The sequence below is a fragment of the Pseudomonas sp. EggHat1 genome (assembly GCF_014892995.1).
GTDB lineage: Bacteria > Pseudomonadota > Gammaproteobacteria > Pseudomonadales > Pseudomonadaceae > Aquipseudomonas > Aquipseudomonas chaetocerotis.
Genome location: NZ_JACKQK010000015.1, coordinates 77,523 through 98,409, shown reverse-complemented (window position 1 = coordinate 98,409; position 20,887 = coordinate 77,523). Strand labels below are relative to the sequence as shown.

The window sequence follows — 20,887 nt, the reverse complement described above, 5'->3', positions numbered from 1 at the left end:
AGCCGCCGCTGCTTAGCCCTTATGCTGGGCGCCTTGGATTGGCAGCGCGAATCTGCGTCGCTGCCGCAACTGAATCATGTTCGGGATCTTTAGTCATGGGTCTTTCCCTGCGCGACCAGCTGCTCAAAGCCGGCCTGGTCAATGAAAAACAGGCCAAGCAGGCTGGCAAGCAACAGCAAAAGCAGAAGCGTCTGGTGCAAAAAGGCCAGGCCGAACTGGATGACAGCACACGCCAGGCCGCACTGCAGGCGCAAGCCGAAAAGGCCGCACGTGATCAGGAGCTGAATCGTCAGCAGCAGGAAAAAGCCGAGCAGAAAGCCCGCGCGGCGCAGGTCAAGCAACTGATCGAGCGTTCACGCCTGCCCAAGCTCGCCGGCGAGGACTACTACAACTTCGTCGACGACAAGAAGGTCAAGCGCCTGCCGGTCAACACCATGGTGCGCAACAAGCTGTCCAACGGCTGGCTGGCCATTGTCCGTCATGGTGGTGGTTACGAAATCATCCCGCGCGAGGCGGCGTTGAAGATTCAGGAGCGCGATGCCTCGCGCATCGTCCTGCTCAACACCCATGTCGAAGAGCCGGATGCCGACGATCCTTACGCGGCCTATCAGATTCCCGATGATCTGATGTGGTAACGCAGCGGCGCTGCACGCTCGCGTAGGGTGCGCCGTGCGCACCGTGGCTTAGTGCGATTGCTGCTGGTGCGCATGGCGCGCACCCTACCTGTAGACGCGTTGCGTTCAGCAGCGATTGCCGCTCAATAGCACCCGACCAAAGCTGGCGCCTGCATTCTGTGGGGTGATCGCCAGCAGGCTATCCATGCGCAGGCGCTGTTCGCCGTCGGCGGTACGCACCAGCAGAAATTCTTCCTTGCTCGCTGTCGTCTCGGTGGTCAGCGCCTCGCCTTGCAGGTGGGTGCCATCGACCAGTTCGATGTCCAGCTGATAGTGATGCATGCAGGCGATCTCCAGGTAGTCGTAGAGATCGCAGGCCAGGGGTTGGTAGTCGTCCATCGAGTTTTCCTCCGCGCTCGCCAGAGCCTAGTCGAGAAATGACTCCGACTGTTTTTCAGGCAGACAAAAAACGCCGCAACCCGGTACAGGCGTTGCGGCGTTCTCGTGTTGGCGAAGTATTTACATCAGGGGGATGGTGTAGCTGACGATCAGGCGGTTTTCGTCCAGATCGCCGATGCTCGCATTGGAGCGCACCATCGCGTTACGCCAGCGCACGCCGAGGTTCTTCAACGGGCCTTCCTGAATGATGTAGCTGATATCCACGTCGCGTTCCCATTCCTTGCCGCTTGCGCCACCCACGCCGTCGAAGCCGTCGCCGGTCACGTAGCGGACGAACGCCGTCAGGCCTGGAATACCGTAGCTGGCGAAGTTGACGTCATAACGTGCCTGCCAGGATTTCTCATCCTTGCGGGTGAAGTCGAGAATCTGGATGTAGTTGACGATGTAGGGATCGGTCTCGGTCAGGAAGGGGAAGGCGTTGTCACCGCCGACCTTCTGGTAACCCACGCGGAAGGTGTGCGCCCCGATACCCGCCCAGAGGTTGACCGAGGTCAGGTCGTTATCCAGCTTGCCGCCGAGTTTGCGGCCGTTGTCCTGGGTGTCGAAGTAGGCCAGGTTGGCGCCCAGCTTCCAGTCGCCGATCGGCTGCACGTGGATCAGGTTGTACAGCTTCTGGTCGTAGATATCTTCCAGTTCGCCGTACCACGCGCCAACGGTGGTGTTGCCGCCATTGAACTTGTAGTCGCCACCGGCGAAGTTGTAGCGGTCGCTTTCGCCGCCGACGTTGGTGGCGGTGATATCGACCCTGTCGGTGGACGCGCGTTGGTTGACTTCACGCAGCTGACCGCCATTGAGGGTCAGGCCGTCGATTTCCTGCGAGGTGATCATGCCCCCGGTGAACACCTGAGGCAGCAGGCGCGAGTCGCCGGAAGAAACGATAGGCAGCTTGGGCATCAGTCCGCCGACCTTGCCGACGGTTTTGGAGAAGCGTGCCTTGACTGCACCGCTAAGTTCGGAATACTCGTCCGGCCCCTCGTTGCCGAAACCGTTGGGCAGCAAGCCGGTGCCGGCGCGTTCGTCAGACGAGTCGAGTTTCAGGCCCAGGCCCGCATAAGCGTCCAGGCCAAAACCAACGGTACCCTCGGTAAAGCCGGACTCGGCCTTGAGGATGAAGCCCTGCGCCCATTCTTCGCGTTTGGACTGGGCGACGCCGGGGTCGCGCAGGTCGCGATTCATATAGAAGTTACGGAGTTCCAGCGTCGCTTTGCTGTCGCCGATGAAGTCAGCCTGTGCCAGGCTCGGCAGGGTCAGGCTGGCGCCCAGCGTGGCGAGGGCCACGGCGCGGGCGAGGGGAGTCTTACTCATTATTGTTGTCTCCTCGTTGTTATAAGCAGGTCGGCCACGATGTGACCGGCCAGTTACGGCGCGATGAAATAAAGCATTTCACCTGCGAGTCGACTGTAAGACTTTAGTCTGGCGGGGCTTTGAGCGAAGCGGCGGCATCGCTGGGGCTTGGCTCTATCTCGGGGCTGACAGGTTTTTGCTCGGCTTTGCCAGCCATCGGATAAATCCCGATCGGGTGCACGGCAACTGAGAAAAGTTGGCAACCGTTGGTCGCCAAGGGTTAAAGCTTGGCTTCTGACGGCCGTTAAGTTCGGCAGATAACCTGTTCAGGTACCCGGTCATGAATCCTCTGAGCTCACTCAACTCCGCTGCGTCCCGTGCTGCGCAAGCCAGCCAGTCCATGGCCGCACGCAACAGTGCCGCCGATGCGCAGGCTACCCTGGCCAACCGCCTCGCCGAGAAACTCGGCGTGCCGCCGGGCTCGCTGTCAGGGGCGCGTGATGATTACACCCCGGAGAAAGTGGCGGGGCGGATTCTGGGGTTCATCGAGCAGCGCCTGCAGAGCGAGGCGGCGGCTGGCGCTGATCCGACCAAATTGGACAAGCTGCTGTCCCAGGCGCGTGATGGCGTGGAGAAAGGCTTCGCCGAGGCGCGCAAGATTCTCGATGGCATGGGTGTGCTCAAGGGCCAGGTGGCTGGCGATATCGATGACACCTACAAGCGCATTCAGGATGGTTTCACCGATCTCGACAAGCGCTTCGGCAGCGCTGTCCCGAGCGCGGGGGACACGGTTGCTGTGGCGGGCTACAGCGAGCGCTTCAGTGCGTTGGCGGAGACCTTCGACCTCTCCGTCACCACCCGCGATGGTGACCGCCTGCGCATTTCCGTGGCGCAGGCTTCAGCCAACTGGTCGCAGAGCAGTTTCGCCGCTTCCGGCGACGGTAAGTCCACCACTGTGGCAGGCAGTAGCCAGTCTGGCAGCCTGCGCATCGGTGGCTGGCAAGTGGACGTCGAAGGCGAGCTGGATGATGACGAGATCAAGGCGCTGGAGAAGCTTTTCGGTCAGGTTCAGGATCTTTCCGACACCTTCTACGCTGGTGATCTGGCAGGTGCCTTCGACCGTGCCATGGCGTTGGATATGGACGGCGAGCAACTGGCTTCGATGTCGCTGCGCCTGACGCAGACCACTGTACGTCAGGCTACCGATGCCTATGGCGCCGTGGCCGGGCAGGGCGCCAGTGCAGTCAATGCCGGGCTGCAGGACTATGCCCAGGGCCTGCTCGATGCGCTGCGCAGTGCCGAGGACCTGGCGCAGGATGCTGGTGGCATGCTCAAAGAGTTGCTCAAGGGCGGTTTCTCGCTCGACGAGCGCTTCGACCTGCCGCGTCTGGAAAAGGCCGAAAGCCTCAACCGCAGCCTGCTCGACGGCTTGCAGTCGCTGCTCGCCGGTCAGGTGGGCGACACGGGAGCTGACGCGGGCTGATCCCGGCCGGTGTTAAACTGCGCACCTTGCTGACAGAGAGGTGCGCTCATGACGCCTGAATGCCAACTTTTCGGAACCCTGGGTTGCCATCTTTGCGAGGTGGCCGAGGCGCTGCTCATGCCATTCGTGGAGAATGGTCTGCTGGTCGAATTGATCGACATTGCCGAGCATGAGGGGATGGTCGAGCAGTACGGCTTGCGCATTCCGGTGCTGCGCCGCTGCGACAGTGCAAGCGAACTGAACTGGCCATTCGATGCTGAGCAGGTGGTGGCTTTTCTGAGCTGAGAGGCGGTACCGACAAATCGAAGGCAATAAAAAACCCGCCTATCAAGGCGGGTTTTTTGATTGGTCGGAGAGACAGGATTCGAACCTGCGACCTTCTCGTCCCGAACGAGACGCGCTACCAAGCTGCGCTACACTCCGAATGAGCCGTATTCTACCGAAAAACTTTTACCGCACAAGGGGTTAGCCTGAAAAATATGCAGGCTGATCATCTCCCTCGGCGGCCGGTCCGGGCTCGGGTGTTCTTCAGCGGTGCCTCAGAGTTCCTTGACGGTCTGCACCTGGTCCTTGTTGATCGTGGCGCGCTTGCCGTCGAGTTGCTCGAATTCGTAGAAGCCAGAATCTTCATCGAACTGGGGTTTGTCCACCGTCTGTATTTCACGCCCATCGTTCAGGGTGATCACCGACGGCGTGGAGCAGCCGGCCAGTACAGTGAAGCCGATTGCCATCAGCAGGGCGGGGATGATCCGTTTGGTCATGGTCTGTCTCCTTGGGTGCTAAAGAGGTGCTATACCCTCGCTCAGACGTGAAACTGCCGTATGAGTTCCGCGCAGGGCTTCCCGTTTCAGCAAGGAGGGATGCTGTGCGCGAGCGTTTCCGGTGTGTTCAGGTTGGCCAGTCGGGCATCTTCCAGAGCGCAGTCGACGGCGATGGGGGCCAGTTCGCCGAACCAGCGTTGCGGGCTGCGTTCACCGGATTGCCAGGCGTGTTCCAGATCGTCCTTGAGCCCGGTGGGCAACAGGCAGAACAGTGGCTGCCAGTAGTTGCCCTGGCGGATCACCACCGGCCGGTTCCCCGCGTGGGCGAGCAGTGACTCGATCAGTGCACGGTCGACCAGTGGGGCATCGCAGGGCAGCACCAGCATCTGCTCGTGGCGTGCCGCGGCCATGCCGGCGCGGATACCCGCCAGCGGCCCCTGAAAGTCCTGATCCTGATCTGCGACCAGTTGGTCGGCATAGGGCGCATAGCGCTCAGTATTGCGGTTGCAGGAGATGATCAGGTCGTCGCTCAACGGCCGGGTCAGGTCATGCAGCCACGCGATCAGCGGCCGACCGCGCCACTCCAACAGGCCCTTGTCGCGGCCGCCCATGCGCAAACCTCTGCCACCGGAAAGCAGCAGCACGGAGCAGGTGGGGCGGGCGTTGGATGCGGGCATGTGTGCAGTCTCCGAAGGCAGGCTGTGTGATATAACAGCGCCCATTCTCTCCCAATTGGATGCCTGCCATGAACCACAAGGCCGACGCGGTTTTCGTGCCGCTGAACATTGCCGTGCTGACCGTCAGCGACACGCGCACGCTGGAGACCGACACTTCGGGTCAATTGCTGGTCGACCGTCTGACCGTCGCCGGGCACCAACTGGCCGCTCGCGTTCTGCTCAAGGATGACCTTTACAAGATCCGCGCCCAGGTGGCGACCTGGATTGCCGAGGATCAGGTGCAGGTAGTGGTAATCACTGGCGGTACCGGTTTCACTGGGCGTGATAGCACGCCGGAAGCGGTCACCTGCCTGCTGGACAAGCAGGTCGATGGGTTTGGCGAGCTGTTTCGCCAGATCTCCGTGGCCGACATCGGCACTTCCACCATTCAGTCGCGCGCGCTGGCCGGTCTGGCCAACGGCACCCTGGTGTGCTGCCTGCCGGGTTCGACCAACGCCTGCCGCACCGCCTGGGACGGCATCCTCGGCGAGCAACTGGATGCACGGCATCGTCCCTGCAACTTCGTGCCGCATCTGAAACAGGTGGGCGCCTGCGAGACGCGCGGATGAGTGGTTGCGATCATCCCGGTCTGCTGCCCATGGAGGCGGCGCTGGAGCGCTTGTTGGCTCTGGCGGAGGCGACACCAGTCGAGCAGGTCGAGCAGGTTGCGCTGGCCGAGGCGGATGGTCGAGTGCTGGCCGAGCCGCTGATCGCGGCGCTGGATCTGCCGCCCTGGGCCAACAGTGCCATGGACGGCTACGCCCTGCGCCTGGCCGATTGGAGTGGCCAGGCGTTGCCGGTCAGCCAGCGCATTCAGGCGGGCACCGCGCCCACATCGCTGGAGCCCGGAACCTGTGCGCGCATTTTCACTGGTGCGCCGCTACCGGAAGGTGCCGACACCGTCGAGATGCAGGAAAACGTTGAGCTGGATGAGGCAGGGCGCGTGCATTTTTGCGAGCCGCTGAAAGTCGGGCAGAACGTACGGGCTCAAGGTCAGGAAACCCGCATCGGCGAATGTGTGCTGCCGGCCGGTACCCGTCTGGGGCCGATCGAGCTGGGACTGGCAGCCTCGCTTGGTGCTGCACGGCTGGCGGTGCGGCGGCGCCTGTGCGTTGCCGTGCTATCCACCGGCGACGAGCTGGTAGAGCCGGGGCAGGCGCTTGGCCCGGGGCAGATATACAACAGCAATCGGCGTCTGCTGATTGCCTGGTTGCAGCGACTGGGCTGCAGCGTGGTCGATGCGGGCATATTGCCTGATGATCTGCAGCGTACCCGCGAAGCGCTGGGAGCGCTGGGCGAGGTCGATCTGATCCTCTCCACTGGGGGCGTTTCGGTTGGGGAGGCGGATTTTCTCGGCATGGCCCTGCGCGAGGCGGGCGAGCTGGCGCTGTGGAAATTGGCGATCAAGCCGGGTAAACCGCTGACCTTTGGTCACTACCAGGGTGTTCCGGTGATAGGTTTGCCGGGCAACCCGGCTTCGACACTGGTTACCTTCGGGCTGCTGGCGCGCCCGTACATGTTGCGTCGTCTGGGTGTGCAGCGGGTCGAGCCATTGGGCTTCGCGGTGCCGGCAGGTTTTGCCTGGGCTAAGCCAGGCATGCGCCGTGAGTACCTGCGCGCGCGCCTGGAGAATGGCCGTGCGGTGCCCTATGCCAACCAGAGTTCAGGTGTGCTGCGCAGCGCCGCCTGGGCCGAAGGGTTGGCTGAGGTGATGGAGGGCAGCACGCTGGCTGAAGGGGATATGCTGCGTTTCATTCCCTTGAGCGAGATTCTCGGCTAGCCCTGAATCGCCCGGCTGTGCGAACGGTCGGGCGCTTTAGATGGCGCGACGAAACTACTGGGTCACATTTCCAGCGATAGAATTTGCAAATGAGCGTTATAGAAGGCATAGTCGCGAGCTTGTAAATTCAACCGCCACGGTCGTGCCCATGCTAAAACGCTTCGCACCCCTCGTGCCTCTTGCACTCACAGTCTTGCTCGCTGCCTGCGCCGGCCACTCGCCGCAACCGCAGATAGACGACGCTGCGGCCCAGCCAGTTGCTCGTCCGCTCTCTCAGCAGGTTGAACCTGCCGACGATGAAATCACCGCGCTGATCGACGACAAACCCTATGAAATGCCGCAATTGGCAGACAGCCTGCTGGATCTTGGGCGTTCGCTGATCGGCACGCGCTATCGCTACGGCGGCACCTCGGTGCAGTCCGGTTTCGATTGCAGCGGTTTCGTCGGCTACCTGTTCCGCGAGGAAGTCGGCCTGGAGCTGCCTCGCTCCACGCGTGAGCTGATCAACCTCGATGCGCCGAAGGTGGCGCGTGCCGATCTGGAACCGGGCGATCTGATCCTGTTCAACGATCGTGGTCGTGGTCGCGTCAGCCACGCCGGCATCTATCTGGGGGATGATCAGTTCATCCACTCCAGCAGCAGCCGCAGCGGTGGTGTGCGCATCGACAGTCTCGATGACAGCTACTGGAACCGCAGTTATCTGCAGGCCAAGCGCGTACTCGCGCTGGCTCCGGTGGACGAGCAGCTCGCAGCCAAGCGTCAAAACTGATGTATCACGGCGTACCCTCAGGGTTGCGCCGTTCGTCGTGAATCGGCAGAGTAGAGCGCATTCAGGCTCAGGATCGCCTCGCTTATGCCCGCCACGACCCGTGTTGCCCTCATCGCTCTCGCTCTGCTGCTGAGTGCTTGCAGCAGTCGCGCTCCTTCTCCCCAGCCTGGTTACACCCCTCCAGTCTCTTCGTCCTCTTATCAGGGCGGCGCTGAGGACGTGTTATTCCGCGCCCTTGGCCTGGTCGGTACGCCTTATCGCTACGGTGGCAACACCCCGGAAGGCGGTTTCGACTGCAGCGGCCTGATCGGCTACGTTTATCGCGATGCCGCTGGTATCAGTTTGCCGCGCTCGACGCGTGAGCTGAGTGCAATGCGCACACCTGATGTCCGCCGCGACGCCCTGCGAAGTGGCGATCTGGTGTTCTTTGCCACCAATGGCGGGCGCGCCGTCAGTCATGCCGGGATCTATGTGGGCGAAGGGCGTTTCGTGCATGCGCCTTCCAGTGGTGGCACGGTGCGTCTGGATAGCCTCGACAACGTCTACTGGCAGCGTGTCTACCTCGATGCCAAGCGGGTCATCACGCCAGAGCTCGCGCGTAATCCCTGAGCATCCATGGTCGATCCCATTCGCCTGCCGCCTCAGCCCGAGTTCTGCGAGCTGTGCGCACGCCCAGTCGCGTTGACCCGTCATCACCTGATTCCCAAGGCGCTGCACGACAAGGTGTATGTGCAGAAGCGCTATCCCCGTCATGAACGAATTACCGCCACGCTGTGGGTTTGCCGCGCCTGCCATAACCAGATTCATCGGCTTTTCAGCGAAAAGGAGCTGGCGCTGACCTACAACAGCCGCGAGGCGTTACTGAGCGACGAGCGTTTACGAACGTTCGTCGACTGGTTGGCAAGCAAGCCGCCCGGGTTCATGCCCAGGCACTGAGTGGCGTTGACGAGCAGGGCTGCCAGCCTCTACCCTGCGCGCCTTGCTTCAGGTGCCCCGAGTTGCCGTGAATGGCGGCCAAGGGGTGAAACAGGGAAGCCGGTTCCAATGCCGGCGCTGCCCCCGCAACGGTAGGTGAGTCAAACGTCGCTCAAGCAGACCGTGTGAAAACGTAGCGAGCGAAGGTCAGGCAAGGCCGATGGCGGCCTCGCAAAAACAGGCGAAGAACGGACTGGGCTCGCATTCGAGCTCACGAGCTGTAACTGAGCACTTTGAGCCTGTTTTTAACGCCGCATGACCTGGCGCAGTAGTTTTCACGCAGTCTGCAAGGCCACTGTGCATTGCACGGGAAGGCGCGGCGCAGAACCCATGGTTCACTCACAAGCCCGGAGACCGGCCTGTCGCAGTTTCACGGCATCGCGGAGGGCGTTGTCCGGCCAACGCTTCGGTTCTCCGGGGCGTTCGTGTTTTCTGTCTTCCGCTCGCCTGACCAGCCATTAGCGCCTGAACGAGGATGTGCGGATCATTGCCGCGTCGTTTTCCTCGTTGCCGTTCCACTGCCTATCAAGCCGGTGGGACGGGCGCCTGACAGGATCACCGCATGAGCGAATCGACCGACCGCGATGCCCGCCACAAGGCGCGCATGCAACGCAAGAAAGCCCTGATCGACGAAAAGATCGCCCAGGCCCAGGATGAATACGGCCTGCTGCTGGTACATAGCGGCAATGGCAAGGGCAAGAGCAGCAGCGCCTTCGGCATGGTCGCGCGTGCCCTGGGTCATGGCATCAAGGTCGGCGTGGTGCAGTTCATCAAGGGTGCGGCCAGCACCGGTGAAGAAACCTTCTTCCGCCGTTTTCCCGAGGAAGTCAGCTATCACGTGATGGGCGAAGGCTTCACCTGGGAAACCCAGGATCGCCAGCGTGATATCGCCAAGGCGCAGGAAGCCTGGGCGGTGGCCCGGCATCTGCTCAGCGATGAGTCGGTCGGCCTGGTGGTGCTGGACGAGCTGAACATAGCCCTCAAGCATGGCTACCTCGAACTGGACGCGGTGCTGGCCGATATCGAAGCCCGGCCGCTGTTGCAGCATGTGGTGGTGACCGGGCGCGGCGCCTTGCCTGGGATGATCGAGGCGGCTGACACCGTCACCGACATGAGCATGGTCAAGCACGCATTCAAGTCCGGGGTAAAAGCACAGAAGGGCATCGAATTCTGATGACCACACGTCACTGTCCGGCACTATTGATCGCCGCACCAGCTTCCGGTCAGGGCAAGACCACCGTCACCGCCGCGCTGGCGCGCCTGCATACGCGTCAGGGGTGGCGGGTTCGGGTGTTCAAATGCGGCCCGGACTTTCTCGATCCGATGATCCACGCCCGCGCCAGTGGCGCGCCGGTGTATCAGCTCGATCTGGCCATGGTCGGTGAGGCGGAAAGTCGCCGACTGCTTTGGCAGGCCGCCGGTGAGGCCGATCTGATCCTGATCGAAGGGGTGATGGGCCTGTTCGACGGCAAACCGTCGGCGGCCGACCTGGCGCGCCACTTCGGCGTGCCGGTGTTGGGCGTGATCGACGGTGCGGCCATGGCGCAGACCTTCGGCGCCCTGGCCCACGGGCTTGCCACCTTCCAGCCAGACTTGCCCTTTGCTGGCGTGCTCGGTAATCGCGTTGCCAGCGGCCGTCATGGTGAGATTCTGCGTGATGCGCTGCCAGCGAGTATTCGCTGGTTCGGTGCGTTGCCGCGCAGCGCCGCAGTGGAGCTACCCAGTCGCCACCTGGGGCTGGTGCAGGCGGCCGAGCTGGCCGATCTGGACGCGCGTCTGGACGCCGCGGCCGATGCGCTGGCAGCCAGTGCCAACGTCGACCTGCCGCCAGCGGTGAGCTTCGCCGCGCCGCAGGTCGATGAACTGGCGCCGCTGTTGGCTGGCGTACGCATCGGCATTGCGCGCGATGCGGCGTTCGCCTTCCTTTATCAGGCCAATCTCGATTTGTTGCAGGCGCTCGGCGCTGAGCTGCATTACTTCTCACCGCTCGCTGATCGTGAGCTGCCGGAGGTGGACAGCCTTTATCTGCCGGGCGGATATCCGGAGTTATACCTGGCCGAGCTGGAAGGCAACCAGGCCATGGCTGCGTCGATCCGTGCCCATCATCAGGCCGGCAAACCCTTGCTCGCCGAATGTGGCGGCATGCTCTATCTGCTCGATGAACTGCGCGACAAGCAGGGCGCCAGTGGGCGCATGCTCGGCCTGCTCAGCGGCAGCGCGGCCTTGCAACCGCGACTGACCGCCCTGGCCTTGCAGCAGGTGACGCTGCCTGAAGGCGAGCTGCGTGGCCACAGCTACCATCACTCGCGGCTGGAAAGCCCATTGCCGCCCCTGGCGCTCGGCCGCTGCCCGAACGGCAAGCCGGTGGCAGAGGCGGTGTATCGCCTGGGACGGCTCACGGCCAGCTATATCCACTTCTACCTGCCGTCCAACCCGGAGGCGGCCGCCGCGCTGCTACGTCCATGAGCGAGCATGCGTTCAGCCCCGAAGAGCGCGCGGCGGTGTATCGCGCCATTGCCGAGCGCCGTGATATGCGCCACTTCAGCGGCGGCGAGGTGCCGGCCGAGGTGTTGGCGCGGTTGCTCGAAGCGGCGCACCACGCGCCCAGCGTCGGCCTGATGCAGCCTTGGCGCTTTGTGCGCGTCAGTGACCCGCAACTTCGTGAGTCCATTCATGCGCTGGTGGAGGCCGAGCGGGTGCGCACTGCCGAGGCCCTCGGCGAGCGCAGTGACGAGTTCATGCGGCTGAAGGTCGAGGGTATTCGCGACTGCGCCGAGCTACTGGCGGTGGCGCTGATGGAGGGACGCGACGCACATGTCTTTGGACGACGCACCCTGCCGGAAATGGATATGGCCTCGGTGGCCTGCGCCATTCAGAATCTGTGGCTGGCTGCGCGTGCCGAAGGGCTCGGACTCGGTTGGGTGTCGCTGTTCGACCCCGAGGCGCTGGCCGCGTTGTTGGACATGCCGGTGGGCAGCAAGCCGGTGGCGCTGCTGTGCCTGGGGCCGGTAGAGGCCTTCTACGAAAAACCGATGCTGGTGCAAGAGGGCTGGGCCAAACCACGCCCGCTGAGCGAGTTGCTGTTCGAGAATCGATGGGGAATGCAGGGTGACTGAACGATGAGCCTGGCACTGATCACCTGCGCCGGCGTGGCGCTGGATGCCGTGCTGGGCGAGCCTCGGCGCGCGCATCCGCTGGTGGCTTTCGGTCGCCTGGCGGGGCGCCTGGAGCAGCGCTTCAACCCGGCCGGCGGCGGCTGGCGCAGCCATGGCGTAACGGCCTGGTGCCTGGCGGTGCTGCCGCTGACCCTGCTCACCTGGCTATTGCTGCACGTGACCCCGTTTGGCTGGGCGGTGGAGATTGTCGCCCTGTACTTCGCCCTTGGCCTGCGCAGCCTGTACGAGCACGCGCAACCGGTGGCCCGCGCGCTGCGTCTGGGTGACCTGGCCCTGGCGCGTGAGCGCGTCGGCTGGATGGTCAGCCGCAATACCGCCGAGCTGGACGCAACCGGGGTGGCCCGCGCCGGCACCGAGTCGGTGCTGGAGAACGGCTCCGACGCGGTGTTCGCCGCCTTGTTCTGGTTCATCGTCGCTGGCGCGCCGGGCGTCGTCCTGTACCGCCTGAGCAACACGCTCGATGCCATGTGGGGCTATCGCAACGAACGCTTCGAGCGTTTTGGTTGGGCCGCGGCAAAGATCGATGACGTGCTCAATTACATCCCGGCGCGCCTGGTGGCGCTGACCTATGCGCTGCTTGGGCGTACTGTCCTGGCCCTGCGCTGCTGGCGCCGGCAGGCGCCCTTGTGGGACAGTCCCAATGCTGGCCCAGTGATGGCCGCTGGTGCCGGAAGCCTGGGCGTGAGTCTGGGCGGTGCGGCGGAGTATCACGGCGAGGTGCATGAACGCCCACAATTGGGCGAAGGCCCACCGCCGCGGGCGCGGGATATCGAACGGGCGATGAACAGAGTCATCGCCGGCGTTGGTTTGTGGCTGTTATGCCTGATCGTTTGGGAGGTTTGGGTTGCTTGAGCATGGAGGTCGTCTGCGCGCAGCGGCGCAGCGCTATGGCATCCCGCTGGAGGACTGGCTGGATCTGTCCACCGGGGTTGCACCCTACGGTTGGGATCTGCCGGCGGTACCGGGCTCGGCCTGGGCGCGCCTGCCTGAAGCGGATGACGGCCTGGAGCAGGCGGCGCGCGATTTTTACGGTGCCGTCAGCCTGCTGCCGGTGGCCGGTTCGCAGGCGGCGATACAGGCCTTGCCGCGTCTTCGCGGGCACAGCAGCGYGGGTATCCTCGCGCCGACCTATGCCGAGCACGCTGCCGCCTGGCGACGCGAGGGGCATCGGGTGATCAAGCTGAGCGAGGGCTCGGTGCCTCGCGCGCTGCCGCAACTGGATGTATTGCTGGTGGTCAACCCCAATAATCCGACCGGCCGCCTTATCGAGCCGGCGCGCCTGCTTGACTGGCACGACGAACTGGCCGAGCGCGGCGGCTGGCTGGTGGTCGACGAAGCCTTCATCGATTGCACGCCAGAGCACAGTCTGGCTGCCTACAGCGACATGCCGGGGCTGATCGTGCTGCGCTCGTTCGGCAAGTTCTTCGGTCTGGCGGGCTTACGGCTGGGCTTCGTCCTGGCCGCGCAGGCCTTGCTGGATGAGCTGGAGGCGCTGCTCGGGCCCTGGGCGGTCAGCGGTCCGGCACGTAGCGTGGCGCGCAGCCTGCTGGTCGATGGCGAGGGGCAGCGCCGCCAACGCGAGCGCCTGTTGGCCGATGGCGAGCGTCTGGCCGCCTTGCTGCGTGAATGCGGCTTGCCATCGACCGGTGGCTCGTCGCTGTTCCAGTTCTGCTGCACCCGCCGCGCGGTGCCTTGCGCCGAGCTGCTGGCGCGGCGCGGTATTCTGGTCCGGCTATTTACCGAGCTGGACAGCCTGCGCTTTGGCCTGCCGGCCGACGAGGCTGGCTGGCAGCGTCTGCAGCAGGGGCTGCTGGAGTGCGCGCCGATACTGGCGAGTCTCGAGGAAACGCCCTGATGGCCACCCTGATGGTGCAGGGCACCACGTCCGATGCCGGCAAAAGCACACTGGTGACGGCGCTGTGTCGTTGGGCGCGGCGCCAGGGCGTGTCCGTGGCGCCGTTCAAACCGCAGAACATGGCGCTCAATTCCGCCGTGACCGCTGATGGCGGCGAGATTGGCCGGGCACAGGCGGTGCAGGCGCAAGCGGCCGGCCTGGCGCCGCATACCGACATGAATCCGGTGCTGCTCAAGCCCAACAGCGACATGGGCGCCCAGGTGATCATTCACGGCCGCGCCATCGGCAACATGCAGGCATTGACCTATCACGGCTACAAGCCGGTGGCCATGGCGGCGGTGCTGGAGTCCCACGCCCGTTTGCAAGAGCGTCATGAGCTGGTGCTGGTCGAGGGGGCGGGCTCGCCGGCCGAGATCAACCTGCGTGCCGGTGACATCGCCAACATGGGTTTTGCCGAAGCGGTGGATTGCCCGGTGATCCTGATCGCGGACATCGACAAGGGTGGCGTGTTTGCCCATCTGGTCGGCACCCTGGAACTGCTCAGCCCGAGCGAGCAGGCGCGTATCCAAGGGTTCGTGATCAATCGTTTTCGCGGTGACATCGCGTTGCTCAAGCCGGGGCTGGACTGGCTGGAGCAGCGCACCGGCAAGCCGGTGCTCGGCGTGCTGCCATACCTGATGGATTTCCACCTGGAAGCCGAGGACGCCGTCGATACCCGGCAGCAGGCCAAGGATGCGCAGGCGTTGCGCGTAGTGGTACCGGTGCTGCCGCGTATCAGCAACCACACCGATTTCGACCCGTTGCGCCTGCATCCGCAGGTGCAATTGACCTTCGTCGGTCCGGGCCAGGCCATCCCGCCGGCCGACCTGATCATCCTGCCGGGCTCCAAGAGTGTGCGTGCCGATCTCGCGCGCCTGCGCGAGCAGCGCTGGGACACGGCCATCGCCCGCCACCTGCGCTATGGCGGCAAGCTGCTGGGCATCTGTGGTGGCCTGCAGATGCTCGGCCGGCAGATTCACGACCCGCATGCTCTGGAAGGCGCGGCCGGCAGCAGCGAGGGCCTCGGCCTGCTGGATTTCGAGACGCTACTGGAGCCGCAGAAACAGCTGCGTAACGTGCGCGGTCGGCTGTGCCTGCAGCAGGCTGATGTCAGCGGCTACGAGATTCATGCCGGCGTCAGTCGCGGTCCGGGCCTCAACGGCGCCGTGCAGCTCGATGACGGCCGCAGCGACGGCGGCCTCAGTGCCGATGGCCAGGTGATCGGCACCTATCTGCACGGTCTGTTCGAGCAACCCTCGGCGCTCGCCGCACTGTTGCGCTGGGCCGGGCTAAATGAGGTGCAGACGGTGGACTATCAGGCGTTGCGCGAGCGCGATATCGAACGCCTGGCGGACCAGGTGGAACTGCATCTGGATACCGAAAAACTCAGGGCACTTTGCGGCCTGTAGGAGCGAGCTCTGCTCGCGACGCTTTTATGTCCCGTACACGAGCAGAGCTCGTTCCTACGGGGAGAAATGAATGTGGATGGAAGCATGCTTGAATTGATCCTCGGCGGTGCCCGTTCCGGCAAGAGCCGGCTGGCGGAGAAGCTGGCCGACGAGTCCGGGTTGGACGTCGTTTACATCGCCACCAGCCAGCCGCTCGATGGCGAGATGAATGCGCGCGTCGCTCAGCATCGCGCGCGTCGCCCGGCGCACTGGGCGCTGGTCGAGGAACCGCTGGCGCTGGCCCATGTGCTGCGCGAACAGGCCGCGCCCGGGCGTTGCCTGCTGGTGGACTGCCTGACCCTGTGGCTGACCAACCTGCTGATGCAGGACGATCCGGCTCGGCTGGCAGTCGAACGCGATGCACTGCTCGCCTGTGTGGCTGAGCTGCCAGGGCGCATCCTGCTGGTCAGCAACGAAACCGGGCTGGGGGTGGTGCCGCTGGGCGAGCTTACCCGCCGTTATGTCGATGAGGCCGGCTGGCTGCACCAGGCGCTGGCCGAGCGCAGCCAGCGCGTGCTGTTCACCGTCGCCGGTTTGCCCATGGTGTTGAAGGGGAATGCGCTATGAGCCTGCAATGGTGGCAAGGGCCTTGTCAGCCGCTCGATCATGTTGCGCGGGGCAAGGCCGAGACGCGTCAGCAGCAATTGACCAAACCGGCGGGTTCGCTGGGGCGGCTGGAGAGTCTCGCGATCCATCTGGCCGCATTGCAAGGGCGCGAGCGGCCTAGCCTGGACAAGCTGTCGATCGCCATCTTTGCCGGTGACCATGGCGTGGTGGCCGAAGGGATTTCCGCCTACCCGCAGGCGGTGACGGGGCAGATGCTGGCCAACTTCGTCACGGGCGGTGCGGCGATCAGTGTGCTCGCGCGTCAGCTGGACGCAGAATTGGAGGTCATCGATCTGGGTACAGCCGAGCCGCTGCCGCCGCTGCCAGGCGTGCGTCATCTGCAGGTCGGTGCCGGTACGCAGAACTTCGCCCGTGATCCGGCGATGACCTTGGCCCAGGCGATGATTTGCCTGGAAGCTGGCCGCGACAGCATCCAACGCGCGCGTGCCAGCGGTTGCGACCTGTTCGTCGGTGGCGAGATGGGTATTGGCAATACCACGGCGGCTGCTGCGCTGGCCTGCTGGCTGCTGAGTTGCCCGGCGAGCGAACTGGCAGGCCCTGGCACCGGGCTGGATGGCGCGGGTGTGGCGCACAAGGCGCGGGTGATCGATGCCGCGTTGGCCCTGCACCGGGCGCAGATCGACGGGCCATTGCAGGCGCTGATCCACCTGGGTGGCTTCGAGATCGCCGCGCTCACCGGCGCCTATCTGGCCGCCGCGCAGCAAGGCGTCGCGGTATTGGTCGATGGCTTTATCTGCAGCGTTGCGGCCTTGCTCGCCGTGCGCCTGAACCCTGGCTGCCGCGACTGGCTGCTGTTCGCCCACCATGGCGCCGAGCCGGGCCATGTTCGCGTGTTGCAGGCGCTGGAGGCCGAGCCGCTGCTGGCGCTGGGCCTGCGCCTGGGTGAGGGCAGCGGCGCCGCGCTGGCGGTACCGCTGCTGCGTCTGGCCTGTGCCCTGCACGGGCAGATGGCGACCTTCGCCGAAGCTGCCGTCGCCGAGAGACCGAGCTGATGCTGCATCTGGAATTGCTGCGTCACGGTGAGACCGAGCTGGGTGGTGGGCTGCGTGGCAGCCTGGATGATGCGCTGACCGAGCAGGGTTGGGCGCAGCTGCGCGACGCGGTGCAGGGCGCCGGCCCCTGGGATCGCCTGGTCAGCTCGCCACTGCAGCGCTGCGCGCGTTTCGCCGAGGAAGTTGCGCTGGCCAATGCCTTGCCGCTGCACTACGAGGCAGATCTGCAAGAGCTGCATTTCGGTGATTGGGAAGGGCGCACTGCTGCACAGCTGATGGACAGCGATGCTGAGGCGCTGGGCCGCTTCTGGGCCGATCCCTATGCGTTCACACCGCTGAATGGCGAGCCGTTGCTGCAGTTCGAGGCGCGTGTGCTGGCTGCCTTGCGGCGCTTGCAGCAGCGCCACGCAGGTGAGCGGCTGCTGCTGGTCACTCACGGCGGCGTGATGCGCCTGTTGCTGGCGCGCGCGCGCGGCCTGCCACGCCAGGATCTGCTGCAGGTCAACGTCGGCTACGCCCAGCGTTTTCGCCTGAGCCTGGATGCCGAGGGGCAACTGGCGGAGTTGCCATGATCGCGTTGCTGATCGCCCTGCAGTTCCTCACGCGCCTGCCGGTCAGCCTGCCGGGCATGCCGACGCCTGAGCAGGTGGGGCGCTCGCTGCTCTGGTATCCGGCTGTTGGAGTGCTGCTCGGCCTGCTGTTGTGGGGCGCTCATCTGCTGTTGGGGCAGACATCGGCGTTATTGCAGGCGGCGATCATTCTGGCGCTATGGGTGGGGCTGAGCGGCGGCCTGCACCTGGATGGCCTGGCCGACACGGCTGATGCCTGGGTCGGTGGTTTCGGTGATCGCGAACGTACCCTGGCAATCATGAAGGACCCGCGCAGCGGTCCCATTGCGGTCGTGGTACTGATGCTGTTGCTGCTTCTCAAGTTCGCTGCGCTGTTCACGCTCTTGCAAGCCGGGCAGGGCATCTACCTGTTGCTACTGCCCTGGCTGGGGCGCAGCCTGTTGCCGCTGCTGCTGGCAACCACGCCCTACGTGCGGGCCGGTGGGCTGGGCCAGGCCCTGGTCGATCATCTGCCGCGCGAACAACTGCCCTGGGTGTTGGGCGCGCATCTACTGGGCATGCTGCTGTTCGGCTGGCCGGGGCTGCTGGCGTTGGCGACTGGCTTGCTGCTGTTCATCTGGCTGCGCCGCGCGTTGCTGTCGCGCCTCGGTGGTACCACGGGCGATACGGCCGGTGCGCTGGTCGAACTGGCCGAGTGCACGGTGCTTCTGGCGCTGGCCCTGAGTCTCTGATCTCAACTGTTATGGCGAGGCGGCCGGCAACTGTATGAGTGCCAATCGCTGATGCGGGTATATACCTGTATCCATGTTGCCGACCTCCTGTCTCTGTACCCAATTGCGCCGCGCCAGCCGCGGTGTCACGCGCCGTTACGACGATGCTCTCGCGGCCGTCGGGCTCGGTGCCGCGCAGTTTTCCCTGTTGCGTCATGTGCAGCGGCTCGGTCAACCGAGCATTTCCCTGCTGGCCGACGCCATGGGGCTCGATCGCAGCACGCTCGGGCGCAACCTGCGGGTGCTGGAGGAGCAGGGGCTTGTGCAACTGGGAGAAGGGCGCGATTTGCGCGCTCGCGAGGTACGGCTCACAGAAGCCGGCCTGCAACGCATCGAACAGGCGCTGCCGCTGTGGGAACAGGTGCAGCGTGAGCTCAATGCCCGGTTGGGCGCAGATCGCCGCGCCGAGCTGATGAGCCTGCTCGAAGAACTGGCCTGATGGCCGCATCACTGCCTACACGGTCGCTGGCGACCGTCCGCTGGAGATACCGATGACAACTGTATGGCGTTCAACCACCTGGCTGCTGCTCGGCGCATCGCTGATCCTGGCGTTGTCGCTCGGCACTCGCCATGGCTTCGGCCTGTTCCTGCCGCCGATGAGTGCCGAGTTCGGCTGGGGCCGTGAAGTGTTCGCCTTCGCCATCGCCCTGCAGAACCTGATCTGGGGCCTGGCCCAGCCGATCACCGGCGCGCTGGCGGACCGTTTCGGTGCGCGCAAAGCTATCGTCATCGGCGGCGTGCTCTACGTGCTGGGGCTGGTTTGCATGGGCATGGCCGACTCGCCGCTGTCGTTATCGCTGAGCGCAGGTCTGCTGATCGGAATCGGTCTGTCCGGTACGTCGTTCTCGGTGATTCTCGGCGTGGTCGGTCGCGCCGTGCCGCCGGAGAAACGCAGCATGGCCATGGGTATTGCTGCGGCAGCCGGCTCCTTCGGTCAATTCGCCATGCTGCCGGGCACGCTCGGTCTGATCAGCTGGCTCGGCTGGTCGGCGGCACTGCTGGCCCTGGGGCTGCTGGTGGCGTTGATGATCCCGCTGGCAGTGATGATCAAGGAAGCACCGCCACCCGTGACCAATGGTCCGCAGCAGACGCTGGTCGAAGCGCTGCGTGAGGCGACCAGTCACTCCGGTTTCTGGCTGCTGGCGCTGGGCTTCTTCGTCTGTGGCTTTCAGGTGGTGTTCGTCGCCGTGCACCTGCCGGCCTATCTGGTCGATCACCACCTGCCAGCGCTGACCGGCACCACGGTGCTGGCGCTGGTCGGCCTGTTCAATATCTTCGGGACCTACATCGCTGGCTGGCTCGGTGGGCGCATGTCCAAGCCGCGCCTGCTCAGTATCCTGTATCTGCTGCGTGGGGTAGTGATCACGCTGTTTCTGCTGGCGCCGCTGACGCARTGGAGCGCCTACCTGTTCGGCATCGCCATGGGCCTCTTGTGGCTGTCCACGGTACCGCTGACCAACGGCACCGTGGCGACCCTGTTCGGCGTGCGCAATTTGTCGATGCTCGGCGGTATCGTCTTCCTGTTCCACCAGCTCGGCTCCTTCCTGGGTGGCTGGCTGGGTGGCTACCTCTACGACACCACCGGCAGCTACGACCTGGTTTGGCAGATCTCCATCGGTCTGAGTGTGATGGCTGCAGCGCTGAACTGGCCGGTGCGTGAGGTGCCGGTGGCGCGTCTGCAAGGTGCGCCGGCGTGAGCCACAAGGTATTGCTCTTCGCCGGTCTGACGCTGGGCCTTGGCCTGTTGTTGGCGTTGGCCTGGTGGGGCTGGCGTCAGGGTGGGTTGGCTCTGCTGCAGTTGGGCGTCGGTATCTGCTAGTTGCTTGCGGTTGGGCCTGCGAGTAGCGTGGTGAGATCGCGTCATCGCCTGAGGTCACTGCCATGTCTCTTCGTCGTCTTGCCTGTTCCCTGTTGCTGTCCAGCCTGGCGTTGCCAGCGCTGGCCGCAGAGTGCCCGGCCATGCTCCAGGGGGAGCTGCCCAAACTGCGCAGCAAGGACGCCAGCATCGATCTCTGCCAGTACGCGGGCAAGCCGCTGGTGGTGGTCAATACCGCCAGCTTCTGCGGCTTCACCCCGCAGTTCAAAGGGCTCGAAGCGCTTTACCAGCGCTACAAGGATCAGGGCCTGGAAGTGCTCGGCGTGCCGTCCGACGACTTCCGTCAGGAATCGGCCGACAGCAAGGAGACGGCCACCGTCTGCTACGTCAACTATGGCGTGACCTTCGCCATGACCGAACCGCAGCCGGTTTCCGGTGCCAATGCCATCCCGTTGTTCAAGGGCCTGGCCGAGCAGAGCCGGCAGCCGCGCTGGAACTTCTTCAAGTACGTGGTCGACCGTCAGGGCAAGGTGGTTGCGAGTTTCTCCAGCCTGACCAAACCTGACGATCCCGAGCTGGTTGCCGCTGTAGAAAAGGCCATCGCCTCGCAACCCTGAGATTCTCTGAACAGGCTCTGAGCCTTTTCGCTTCAGGGCCCTTCACCCATCTGGGCGATGGGCCGTGTCCGTCTGCCTGCCTAGACTGGCCAGGCGCCGGACGCAGTTCAACCGGCGTGCCCACAAGAACAATAAGG

General features: G+C 64.4%; 26 protein-coding genes, 1 tRNA gene and 1 riboswitch. Of the genes, 22 read left to right on the top strand and 5 right to left on the bottom strand.

The annotated features are described in order from the left end of the window. Positions 1 to 95 precede the first annotated feature (95 nt). Positions 96 to 635, top strand: coding sequence for a DUF2058 domain-containing protein (locus INS93_RS20605; protein ID WP_192985322.1), 540 nt, complete (start codon positions 96 to 98; stop codon positions 633 to 635). A gap of 105 nt (positions 636 to 740) precedes the next feature. On the opposite strand, the gene INS93_RS20600 is transcribed toward INS93_RS20605, so the two are convergent. Together INS93_RS20600 and INS93_RS20595 are read right to left on the bottom strand one after the other, a co-directional pair. Next, positions 741 to 1,013: a Rho-binding antiterminator gene (locus INS93_RS20600; RefSeq protein WP_192985320.1), complete on the bottom strand. Its 273-nt coding sequence runs from the start codon at positions 1,011 to 1,013 to the stop codon at positions 741 to 743. Positions 1,014 to 1,133: 120 nt separating this feature from the next. Further along, positions 1,134 to 2,378, bottom strand: coding sequence for an OprD family porin (locus INS93_RS20595; RefSeq protein ID WP_192985318.1), 1,245 nt, complete (start codon positions 2,376 to 2,378; stop codon positions 1,134 to 1,136). 319 nt (positions 2,379 to 2,697) lie between these two features. Here INS93_RS20595 and INS93_RS20590 point away from each other — a divergent pair, with 319 nt between their 5' ends. Both INS93_RS20590 and INS93_RS20585 read left to right on the top strand, forming a co-directional pair. Continuing rightward, positions 2,698 to 3,840: a DUF5610 domain-containing protein gene (locus INS93_RS20590; protein ID WP_192985316.1), complete on the top strand. Its 1,143-nt coding sequence runs from the start codon at positions 2,698 to 2,700 to the stop codon at positions 3,838 to 3,840. 48 nt (positions 3,841 to 3,888) lie between these two features. Beyond that, the gene (locus INS93_RS20585; RefSeq protein WP_160018377.1) at positions 3,889 to 4,125 is read left to right on the top strand and encodes a glutaredoxin family protein; all 237 of its coding nucleotides are present in this window, start codon (positions 3,889 to 3,891) and stop codon (positions 4,123 to 4,125) included. 61 nt (positions 4,126 to 4,186) lie between these two features. Here the strand turns inward: INS93_RS20585 and INS93_RS20580 are convergent. The 3 genes from INS93_RS20580 to mobA all read right to left on the bottom strand — a co-directional run bounded on the left by INS93_RS20580 (position 4,187) and on the right by mobA (position 5,278). Beyond that, positions 4,187 to 4,263: transfer RNA gene (locus INS93_RS20580), tRNA-Pro, on the bottom strand. 116 nt (positions 4,264 to 4,379) lie between these two features. Next, complete coding sequence (locus INS93_RS20575; protein WP_160018375.1) at positions 4,380 to 4,601, bottom strand: YgdI/YgdR family lipoprotein; 222 nt, start codon at positions 4,599 to 4,601, stop codon at positions 4,380 to 4,382. A gap of 86 nt (positions 4,602 to 4,687) precedes the next feature. After that, positions 4,688 to 5,278: a molybdenum cofactor guanylyltransferase MobA gene (gene mobA / locus INS93_RS20570; RefSeq protein ID WP_192985314.1), complete on the bottom strand. Its 591-nt coding sequence runs from the start codon at positions 5,276 to 5,278 to the stop codon at positions 4,688 to 4,690. A 68-nt stretch (positions 5,279 to 5,346) separates the two neighbouring features. On the opposite strand from mobA, the gene moaB reads away from it, so the two are divergent. From moaB to INS93_RS20480, 19 genes are all read left to right on the top strand, one after another. Next, positions 5,347 to 5,886, top strand: coding sequence for a molybdenum cofactor biosynthesis protein B (gene moaB, locus INS93_RS20565; RefSeq protein ID WP_192985312.1), 540 nt, complete (start codon positions 5,347 to 5,349; stop codon positions 5,884 to 5,886). Beyond that, positions 5,883 to 7,097 (top strand): gephyrin-like molybdotransferase Glp, encoded by a 1,215-nt coding sequence (gene glp, locus INS93_RS20560; RefSeq protein ID WP_192985310.1) that lies wholly within the window; start codon positions 5,883 to 5,885, stop codon positions 7,095 to 7,097. The genes moaB and glp overlap by 4 nt, the downstream gene beginning before the upstream one ends. A 148-nt stretch (positions 7,098 to 7,245) precedes the next feature. After that, entirely contained in the window at positions 7,246 to 7,866 is a 621-nt protein-coding gene (locus INS93_RS20555; RefSeq protein ID WP_192985308.1) for a C40 family peptidase, read from the top strand. Between the two features lie 84 nt (positions 7,867 to 7,950). Next, on the top strand, positions 7,951 to 8,475 hold the full coding sequence (locus INS93_RS20550; RefSeq protein WP_192985306.1) for a C40 family peptidase: 525 nt from the start codon (positions 7,951 to 7,953) through the stop codon (positions 8,473 to 8,475). Positions 8,476 to 8,481: 6 nt separating this feature from the next. Continuing rightward, positions 8,482 to 8,802, top strand: a complete 321-nt coding sequence (locus INS93_RS20545) for a hypothetical protein (protein WP_160018365.1) — start codon at positions 8,482 to 8,484, stop codon at positions 8,800 to 8,802. A 33-nt stretch (positions 8,803 to 8,835) separates the two neighbouring features. Next, a riboswitch (cobalamin riboswitch) is annotated at positions 8,836 to 9,219 on the top strand. Between the two features lie 184 nt (positions 9,220 to 9,403). Next, a complete protein-coding gene (cobO, locus tag INS93_RS20540; protein ID WP_192985304.1) occupies positions 9,404 to 10,015 on the top strand; it encodes a cob(I)yrinic acid a,c-diamide adenosyltransferase in 612 nt (203 codons plus the stop codon). Further along, on the top strand, positions 10,015 to 11,307 hold the full coding sequence (locus INS93_RS20535) for a cobyrinate a,c-diamide synthase (protein WP_192985302.1): 1,293 nt from the start codon (positions 10,015 to 10,017) through the stop codon (positions 11,305 to 11,307). The genes cobO and INS93_RS20535 overlap by 1 nt, the downstream gene beginning before the upstream one ends. Next, positions 11,304 to 11,957 carry a 5,6-dimethylbenzimidazole synthase gene (bluB, locus tag INS93_RS20530; RefSeq protein ID WP_192985300.1) on the top strand — a complete coding sequence of 218 codons (654 nt, stop codon included), beginning with the start codon at positions 11,304 to 11,306 and terminating at the stop codon, positions 11,955 to 11,957. The genes INS93_RS20535 and bluB overlap by 4 nt, the downstream gene beginning before the upstream one ends. 3 nt (positions 11,958 to 11,960) lie before the next feature. Then, positions 11,961 to 12,869: an adenosylcobinamide-phosphate synthase CbiB gene (cbiB, locus tag INS93_RS20525; RefSeq protein WP_192985298.1), complete on the top strand. Its 909-nt coding sequence runs from the start codon at positions 11,961 to 11,963 to the stop codon at positions 12,867 to 12,869. Further along, positions 12,862 to 13,872, top strand: a complete 1,011-nt coding sequence (gene cobD, locus INS93_RS20520) for a threonine-phosphate decarboxylase CobD (RefSeq protein WP_192985296.1) — start codon at positions 12,862 to 12,864, stop codon at positions 13,870 to 13,872. The genes cbiB and cobD overlap by 8 nt, the downstream gene beginning before the upstream one ends. Next, positions 13,872 to 15,320, top strand: a complete 1,449-nt coding sequence (locus INS93_RS20515) for a cobyric acid synthase (RefSeq protein WP_192985294.1) — start codon at positions 13,872 to 13,874, stop codon at positions 15,318 to 15,320. The genes cobD and INS93_RS20515 overlap by 1 nt, the downstream gene beginning before the upstream one ends. A gap of 84 nt (positions 15,321 to 15,404) precedes the next feature. Then, positions 15,405 to 15,926 (top strand): bifunctional adenosylcobinamide kinase/adenosylcobinamide-phosphate guanylyltransferase, encoded by a 522-nt coding sequence (gene cobU, locus INS93_RS20510; RefSeq protein WP_192985292.1) that lies wholly within the window; start codon positions 15,405 to 15,407, stop codon positions 15,924 to 15,926. Then, positions 15,923 to 16,978, top strand: a complete 1,056-nt coding sequence (gene cobT, locus INS93_RS20505) for a nicotinate-nucleotide--dimethylbenzimidazole phosphoribosyltransferase (RefSeq protein ID WP_192985290.1) — start codon at positions 15,923 to 15,925, stop codon at positions 16,976 to 16,978. Before cobU ends, cobT begins: the two co-directional genes overlap by 4 nt. Further along, positions 16,978 to 17,550, top strand: a complete 573-nt coding sequence (gene cobC / locus INS93_RS20500; protein ID WP_192985288.1) for an alpha-ribazole phosphatase family protein — start codon at positions 16,978 to 16,980, stop codon at positions 17,548 to 17,550. Before cobT ends, cobC begins: the two co-directional genes overlap by 1 nt. Beyond that, positions 17,547 to 18,278 (top strand): adenosylcobinamide-GDP ribazoletransferase, encoded by a 732-nt coding sequence (locus INS93_RS20495; RefSeq protein WP_046492815.1) that lies wholly within the window; start codon positions 17,547 to 17,549, stop codon positions 18,276 to 18,278. The genes cobC and INS93_RS20495 overlap by 4 nt, the downstream gene beginning before the upstream one ends. 73 nt (positions 18,279 to 18,351) lie before the next feature. Continuing rightward, positions 18,352 to 18,756 carry a MarR family winged helix-turn-helix transcriptional regulator gene (locus tag INS93_RS20490; protein WP_046492814.1) on the top strand — a complete coding sequence of 135 codons (405 nt, stop codon included), beginning with the start codon at positions 18,352 to 18,354 and terminating at the stop codon, positions 18,754 to 18,756. A 52-nt stretch (positions 18,757 to 18,808) separates the two neighbouring features. Further along, complete coding sequence (locus tag INS93_RS20485; RefSeq protein WP_046492813.1) at positions 18,809 to 20,014, top strand: MFS transporter; 1,206 nt, start codon at positions 18,809 to 18,811, stop codon at positions 20,012 to 20,014. After that, positions 20,011 to 20,136: a hypothetical protein gene (locus INS93_RS24825; protein WP_264294431.1), complete on the top strand. Its 126-nt coding sequence runs from the start codon at positions 20,011 to 20,013 to the stop codon at positions 20,134 to 20,136. Before INS93_RS20485 ends, INS93_RS24825 begins: the two co-directional genes overlap by 4 nt. A 62-nt stretch (positions 20,137 to 20,198) precedes the next feature. Beyond that, complete coding sequence (locus tag INS93_RS20480) at positions 20,199 to 20,750, top strand: glutathione peroxidase (protein WP_192985286.1); 552 nt, start codon at positions 20,199 to 20,201, stop codon at positions 20,748 to 20,750. Positions 20,751 to 20,887 lie beyond the last annotated feature (137 nt).

Bases quoted from the DNA above. Each gene is read 5' to 3' on its own strand.
- INS93_RS20605 (WP_192985322.1), top strand. From the start codon at position 96: ATGGGTCTTTCCCTGCGCGACCAGCTGCTCAAAGCCGGCCTGGTCAAT.
- INS93_RS20600 (WP_192985320.1), bottom strand. From the start codon at position 1,013: ATGGACGACTACCAACCCCTGGCCTGCGATCTCTACGACTACCTGGAG.
- INS93_RS20595 (WP_192985318.1), bottom strand. From the start codon at position 2,378: ATGAGTAAGACTCCCCTCGCCCGCGCCGTGGCCCTCGCCACGCTGGGC.
- INS93_RS20590 (WP_192985316.1), top strand. From the start codon at position 2,698: ATGAATCCTCTGAGCTCACTCAACTCCGCTGCGTCCCGTGCTGCGCAA.
- INS93_RS20585 (WP_160018377.1), top strand. From the start codon at position 3,889: ATGACGCCTGAATGCCAACTTTTCGGAACCCTGGGTTGCCATCTTTGC.
- INS93_RS20575 (WP_160018375.1), bottom strand. From the start codon at position 4,601: ATGACCAAACGGATCATCCCCGCCCTGCTGATGGCAATCGGCTTCACT.
- mobA (WP_192985314.1), bottom strand. From the start codon at position 5,278: ATGCCCGCATCCAACGCCCGCCCCACCTGCTCCGTGCTGCTGCTTTCC.
- moaB (WP_192985312.1), top strand. From the start codon at position 5,347: ATGAACCACAAGGCCGACGCGGTTTTCGTGCCGCTGAACATTGCCGTG.
- glp (WP_192985310.1), top strand. From the start codon at position 5,883: ATGAGTGGTTGCGATCATCCCGGTCTGCTGCCCATGGAGGCGGCGCTG.
- INS93_RS20555 (WP_192985308.1), top strand. From the start codon at position 7,246: ATGCTAAAACGCTTCGCACCCCTCGTGCCTCTTGCACTCACAGTCTTG.
- INS93_RS20550 (WP_192985306.1), top strand. From the start codon at position 7,951: ATGCCCGCCACGACCCGTGTTGCCCTCATCGCTCTCGCTCTGCTGCTG.
- INS93_RS20545 (WP_160018365.1), top strand. From the start codon at position 8,482: ATGGTCGATCCCATTCGCCTGCCGCCTCAGCCCGAGTTCTGCGAGCTG.
- cobO (WP_192985304.1), top strand. From the start codon at position 9,404: ATGAGCGAATCGACCGACCGCGATGCCCGCCACAAGGCGCGCATGCAA.
- INS93_RS20535 (WP_192985302.1), top strand. From the start codon at position 10,015: ATGACCACACGTCACTGTCCGGCACTATTGATCGCCGCACCAGCTTCC.
- bluB (WP_192985300.1), top strand. From the start codon at position 11,304: ATGAGCGAGCATGCGTTCAGCCCCGAAGAGCGCGCGGCGGTGTATCGC.
- cbiB (WP_192985298.1), top strand. From the start codon at position 11,961: ATGAGCCTGGCACTGATCACCTGCGCCGGCGTGGCGCTGGATGCCGTG.
- INS93_RS20515 (WP_192985294.1), top strand. From the start codon at position 13,872: ATGGCCACCCTGATGGTGCAGGGCACCACGTCCGATGCCGGCAAAAGC.
- cobU (WP_192985292.1), top strand. From the start codon at position 15,405: ATGCTTGAATTGATCCTCGGCGGTGCCCGTTCCGGCAAGAGCCGGCTG.
- cobT (WP_192985290.1), top strand. From the start codon at position 15,923: ATGAGCCTGCAATGGTGGCAAGGGCCTTGTCAGCCGCTCGATCATGTT.
- cobC (WP_192985288.1), top strand. From the start codon at position 16,978: ATGCTGCATCTGGAATTGCTGCGTCACGGTGAGACCGAGCTGGGTGGT.
- INS93_RS20495 (WP_046492815.1), top strand. From the start codon at position 17,547: ATGATCGCGTTGCTGATCGCCCTGCAGTTCCTCACGCGCCTGCCGGTC.
- INS93_RS20490 (WP_046492814.1), top strand. From the start codon at position 18,352: ATGTTGCCGACCTCCTGTCTCTGTACCCAATTGCGCCGCGCCAGCCGC.
- INS93_RS20480 (WP_192985286.1), top strand. From the start codon at position 20,199: ATGTCTCTTCGTCGTCTTGCCTGTTCCCTGTTGCTGTCCAGCCTGGCG.